The following is a 5915-nucleotide window of genomic DNA, read 5'->3' as shown; positions in this document are numbered from 1 at the left end:
AACAAGGCTGAGTAGAAACAGATGAGAGGACTCGACCCAGTCCATCTCGAGTAGCCGTGCAGGTTGCGCCAGTGCGTGCGGCGTGCCGTCGCTCGCTTGGGTCGTCGTTCGCGCACTTCGCCGCTGGTTTAGCCAAACAGATGAGAGAATCTCGCGTACATTGAGTTGATGCAGAGCGTCCCGGGCCGGCTCCCTGAGTTCCTCGCCAACGGTGTCGTCGGTCTCTTGCGGCCCGAAGACCGAGTGTTCGAGGCAATGCTGGACGGCTGGCGGGCGCAGATGCTGGCGCGTGGCCTAGGTGTGCCGTTTATCCGGTCGTCCTGCAGCTTGGTGGCGCGATTCCAGGAGCACTCGAACGAGTATCCGTGGACCTGGCAACCCATCCATGTCGATGAGTTCCTCGCTGATCGGCGCACCGGTCCCAAAGCTGTCTCGGTGTCGACGCTGCGCGCGAACGCTGGCACTATTCGGGCGTTCTGCTATTACGTCACTGACGAAAGGTACGGGTGGGCTACCTTCTGTAGCAAAGCGTTCGATGACGTTCCCGCTCAAGTTGTCTTCGAGTGGAACACGCCGCGCCACAAGACAGATGACGCCATTCCGGCCAATCGGCGTAGCTTCAACCAGGTCGAATTACAGACGTTCTTTGACGCGTGTGATGACCTCGTAGACCAGGAGTTCACGAAGGGCTCGAAACGCTGGCTCCCGCTCATGCGAGACTCGACAGCGTTTAAGGTCTGTTATGCCTACGGTCTCCGGCGCCGCGAGCTGGCGATGCTGGACTACTACGACTTCGGCCCGAATCCGCATGTCGAGAAGTATGGACACTACGGCGCTGTTCAAGTCCGCTACGCCAAGGGCATGTCAGGGTCGGGCCCACGGCGACGCACGGTCCTGACTGTGCCTGAGTTCGACTGGGTCGTAGGCATTCTCGAACATTGGATGTCCCAGCACGGGCGTGAGCTCTTTGCGACCGCGGACCGCTCGGCATCACTGTGGCCATCCGAACGCGCCGGCGCCACGGGTATCCGAAACTTCAATCGAACCTTCACCGCAGTCCGCGACATCGCCGGCCTGCCGAAGGAACTCAAGATGCATTGCCTGCGCCACTCGTACGTCACGCATCTCCTTGAGGCGGGATACGACCCAATGTTCGTACAACAGCAAGTCGGCCACGCATACTCCTCGACCACTGCCCTCTACACGTCGGTATCTGCAGACTTCAAGCAGAAGACCATCCAGAGGATGATCCAACAGAGAATCGTCACTCGTGACGAAAGTGGGAGTAGGAAGTATCCGTGAGCGAGCAACGCCGAATTGGCTATCACTGGAATCTGCGCCAACGAATGGCCGACCACAACCTCTGGAAGACAACGGAACTCATTCCGTTGCTGAAGTCACGTGGGATCAACCTCTCCAACGCACAAGTGCACCGATTGGTGACTGGTACGCCCGAACGGATCCCGGCCCGTACGTTCGCCGCCCTATGCGACATCCTCGAATGCACACCCAACGATCTGTTTGAGCCCTACGTCGAGATACGAGCCGCGGCCACCGCAGACGCGCCGGCGAGCCCGGCGGACTTGGGCGTAGGTGAGAAGCGCTCCGTCGCACGCAGGATCAAGATCGTCCGAGATGACGGTAACGATGGCACGCCCACGTAAGCCAGAAGATCCAGAGCGCTGGCTCCCCTGCGAGCGTTGCGGAGAGCACCGCGAATGCGTTGTCACCTGGCAGGGGCTAGAGATCTGCGGTTACTGCTACCAAGCGGCCAAACGGACCCGCGGTGTGTGCGCATGTGGCCACAACGGGGTCTTGCCCGGAATCATCAACGGTCGACCCGCCTGCCGTGCCTGCAGTGGCATCAAACTGAACGTCGACTGTGTGGAATGCGGTGCAGAAGAAGAGCTCTATGCCAAGGGGCGGTGCTGGCGATGCGTCTTCGGATCGACGATTGACCGAATCCCGACGAACCCAGAGACAGGGTCAATCAACGAGGACCTCAAACCCTTCGCGGCGGCGTTGAAGTCCATGAAACGAGCCAATAGCGGACTCACGTGGATCAACCAACCGCACGTCACTGCATTTCTCACTGAGCTTGCACAGTCGCCGACGGTGACTCATGAGGTGGTCGATGCGTTACCGCAGTCACGAACGCGCGAGTACGTTCGAGAGCTGTTGGTGACCCACGAGATCCTTCCGCCTAGGGACGGACTGCTCCACCGCTATATCGAATGGTCTAACGAAGCCCTCAGCCGTGTGACATCCGAGGAACATCGTGACGTCGTAAACCGCTATATCCGGTGGCACCACCTACGCCAGATGCATTCGATGGAGTCGGTGTCGCAAGGAACTTTCTTGAGATCCAAGCAAACCGTCACTGTAACAATCGACTTCCTCAACTGGCTCACCGGCCGGGACGTCTCGGTTACGGACCTGTCTCAGACCGACCTGGACGCTTGGCAAGCCGAAGGTCCGAGCACGAGAGAGTTCGCCATCCGCTTCCTTTCGTGGGCGATCAAGACCAAGCTGGTCCCTGCGAATCTAACGATGACACCGCACCGTCGTGGCAGTCGCAAGATGAGTGCTGAGGACCAGCAGGATGCCGTCGACAGCATCACGTCGAACCAACCGGCACTCAATCCTCGAGACCGAGCTGCGGCAATCCTCGTCCTCGTCTTCGGCCAACAGATCGACCGCGTCGTCAAACTCACCTGGGAGGACGTAATTGTCTCCGACGAGCTTGTGACAGTAACTCTCGGCGACATCGCCATCGCCCTACCCGAACCCCTTGATGAGCCATTCCGCTACCTCGCCGGCGAGCGCGACCTCGCGAACACCGCTGCGCATCCGGCGACGACATGGGTGTTCCGCGGATACATGCCGGGCCAACACATCAACCCGGGGCACTTACGAACGCGGCTCACGACGACCTTCAGTACCAGGGCGGCCCGTCTCGGAACGCTCCACGAACTCACAAAGCTTGCACCACCTGCGATCCTTGCGGATGTACTTGGCTACTCCCCCGCGACGATCGAGAGACATGCGGTGGAATCTGCGGCTACCTATGCAGAGTATGTGAGCAATTTTGGCGACCATTGATCATGTGAAACCGACACGGAGGACTACCATTCGAATGAGAATACTGCTCCTTGACTGCAATATGGAGATCGACGCAGCGAGAGCTCGCTTCGATTCAACTCACTCGCTATACGACTATGACATGGTCATTTGGGATCCGCACTCGTCGATGCAAGCTTTTAGAACGAGTGGCTCCTATGGTGGATTACCGCGCATCTCTGACCACGATTCCCCGAGCCTCAGGCAGGCAATTGCGCGTCGCAGGAACGACTTCGAAGAATTCTTGAAACTCGGCCGGACGCTTGTCGTTTTCCTGCCGGGTGATGCTCGCGTCTATGTCGACTCAGGGGAAAGGCAATACTCTGGTACCGGGCGCAATCGCCACACGACGACCATTGTGACAAAATGTGACATCTTGGACTCCTTGCCTAAGCGCCCAAAACGGTGGGCGGCGCTCGGTGACGAAATGGAACCGGCGGACAGTTCGATAGGTCCGTTATATCGGCAGACGTCAGAATGGTGGTGTTACGCGTGCATCATCGAATGTCCTGAGGATTTCAGACCGCTCCTACGGATTAAAGGAACTCCTAAAGTCACGGCTGCGTGTACGGCTTATTTGCAAGGGGATATTGTATTCCTTCCCGTCTTGGTCACAGGTGCGGTTGAAGACGATGACGATGACGTCGATGACATCTCCGGCAGTCGAGTTGCCAGTGCTGGTTACGACTCAGTCGATGAAGTGGATAGTCTTGAGGAAGATGCTGGTGGAGACGAAATTGAATCGGATAGCTCGGCCGTGGACCGGATGGTATTGGACTGGTTGCTGAGTTTTAGTCGTTCGGATGAAATCGTTTGGCCGGATTGGGTTGGTCACTACCTCTTCCGATCAGAAGTGCAGCGGTCGCGAAAGTTGGATGAGCTTCGCCTGGAAATGGCTAGAATTCAGGCTGAGATGGACGGACTTGAGGTTGCATTGGAGTCCGATCAGCAATGGAAGCTTCTCGTCGCCGGGTCTGGAACGCTATTAGAAGAGGCTGTTGCTAGAGCTCTGACGGCGATTGGATTCAAACTTCAACCCACTATTCCTGGAAGAACCGATGTGCGTGGAGAATATGGCGAGATCGCGATCGTGGTGGAGACCAAGGGCGTCACAAAGAGTGCAGCTGAGTCCCATTGTGCGCAGCTTGAAAAGTGGGTTGCTGAGGAGCTCGAATTAGGGCGTACCGCGAAAGGTATTCTCGTTATCAACTCCTACCGCGATCAGCCGCCCTTGGCCCGAACGAAACCAACATTTCCCGACCAGATGCGCCGATACGCTGAGATGCGTGAGCACTGCTTGGTGAGTGGCCTTCAACTGCTGATTATGGCTAGAACTGCTCTCGCGGAACCTGAGAGGTGTGGGGAAATTGCCGATGTGCTGCTCACAACAGTCGGTGTTATCGACGGTTGGGATGACCTGAACGATATCTTCGAGGAACTTCCGCCTTCGCGTCGTCGCGAAGATGCGAAGGCCAATAGCCAGGACACGGGAAAAAGTTAGCTTCGGGGGCCGTTCTCCACTTGAATCAATATCGCAATCAACGCGAATTGACGCGACGGCATACGCCTGGGTCAAGGCGTCGTGGCCTTTTTCGCCGATTGATGTTTTTGCATCCGGTCGATGGCGACAGTGAGGCTGGTTAGCAACATAATCGCGAGAGTCGCATTCAGCGGTGTGTAGTGATCGACGCTGACGTTGTGAACGCTTACGTGGCGAGAAAGATTCGTGGGTGGGGGCGTCGGATTCTGGTCGTTCGGCCACCACTCCGCGAGGAATGGAGCGACTGGGGCGAACGCATAGAGGATATTTAGTTCCAGCGAGATCGGCCCCTGCAACGTCTTGTCGATGGCAACCGCCTTCGCCATGTCCTTGTACGTGACTCGTTGCTTGCGCGGGTCGTCCAAATAGGTTTTGAGGTAGGTGTCGCAAACGAGCACCGCTAGGGCGTGGGCGGCCTCTCGGTGGCCCGCTTGGAAGGCCGAAACAGCCGCCCTTGCCAACGGAATTTGTGCTGAAAGGTTGGAGTGGAAAGCCTCCCCCAAGGCAACGGAGCAGTCCTCTGCAATCTCTTCAGCGTGGTTCTCGAGGACACTATAGCGGGCTGAGGCTGTGGCTGAATTCAAGAGCGCTGTGACAATCTCAGCCCTCGGCACATGAATGATTGGTATGCCATCCTCTTCGAGAATCGCTTGGACCTCGGTGAGTCGACTGAGGGTTCCTTTCGGCCAGTTCGCAGGAAACAGACCTTCGACGGCGCGACGTAGACCTTCGGTGAGTGGCTTGGATCGAAGAGCTTCGACGAGGCCATCGGGGATCTTGATCGCATGGGCACCGGGGAAGCCATCGGGGACCTTGATCGTGGTGGTTGCCCTTAGAATGCCCTCGGGCACCTTTATCTCGGGGATTCCTGCGCTCGACTTGATGAGTTCAGCCTGCGTGCGAGCTATCGTGCTCAGCTGCGCTTGATGCGCTTGCTGAATAGCTCTGCTCAACTCGCGGAGGCGCTCGGTTAGTTCAGGGCCGAAGAGATCTGGTCCTGGACCGGCAAATGGCTTAGACATGGGCATCCAACAATCGTACTGAAGCGTGGTGCCTAGTCCGCAATGAAGAAGCTAGACGGGCGAACCTCCGCTGATCGAGTGCCTGAGCCTCGCCGCGATGTCGCTTCGCGAGGGAAAATAACCAAATCTGCTGGTGCTCGCGCTCAATTCTCGAGAGGCCGGATCGGGGTGGTATTCGAAGTTGTCCTGGCGCTCTGCTACTCGTCCTACTTGAACACGTCTCGTTACCAGTT

The 5915-nt window shown here is 57.6% G+C and carries 5 protein-coding genes; 4 read left to right on the top strand and 1 reads right to left on the bottom strand.

All coding sequences use genetic code 11. The features are described from left to right. The first annotated feature begins 168 nt into the window (after positions 1–168). The 4 genes from ABIC25_RS24840 to ABIC25_RS24825 all read left to right on the top strand — a co-directional run bounded on the left by ABIC25_RS24840 (position 169) and on the right by ABIC25_RS24825 (position 4621). Positions 169–1302 carry a tyrosine-type recombinase/integrase gene (locus tag ABIC25_RS24840; protein ID WP_280088794.1) on the top strand — a complete coding sequence of 378 codons (1134 nt, stop codon included), beginning with the start codon at positions 169–171 and terminating at the stop codon, positions 1300–1302. Further along, complete coding sequence (locus tag ABIC25_RS24835) at positions 1299–1664, top strand: helix-turn-helix domain-containing protein (protein ID WP_280088793.1); 366 nt, start codon at positions 1299–1301, stop codon at positions 1662–1664. The genes ABIC25_RS24840 and ABIC25_RS24835 overlap by 4 nt, the downstream gene beginning before the upstream one ends. Before the next feature lie 151 nt (positions 1665–1815). Continuing rightward, positions 1816–3102 (top strand): site-specific integrase, encoded by a 1287-nt coding sequence (locus ABIC25_RS24830; RefSeq protein ID WP_354563574.1) that lies wholly within the window; start codon positions 1816–1818, stop codon positions 3100–3102. Between the two features lie 34 nt (positions 3103–3136). Beyond that, positions 3137–4621 (top strand): hypothetical protein, encoded by a 1485-nt coding sequence (locus tag ABIC25_RS24825; protein WP_280088791.1) that lies wholly within the window; start codon positions 3137–3139, stop codon positions 4619–4621. Between the two features lie 71 nt (positions 4622–4692). Here the strand turns inward: ABIC25_RS24825 and ABIC25_RS24820 are convergent, their stop codons facing one another. After that, entirely contained in the window at positions 4693–5688 is a 996-nt protein-coding gene (locus ABIC25_RS24820; RefSeq protein WP_280088790.1) for a hypothetical protein, read from the bottom strand. Positions 5689–5915: the final 227 nt, after the last annotated feature.

The organism is Gordonia sp. PvP123, from assembly GCF_040547295.1.
Lineage (GTDB): Bacteria > Actinomycetota > Actinomycetes > Mycobacteriales > Mycobacteriaceae > Gordonia > Gordonia terrae.
Note: the sequence above shows the minus strand (reverse complement) of the source record. Positions and strands in the feature narration are given on the sequence as shown.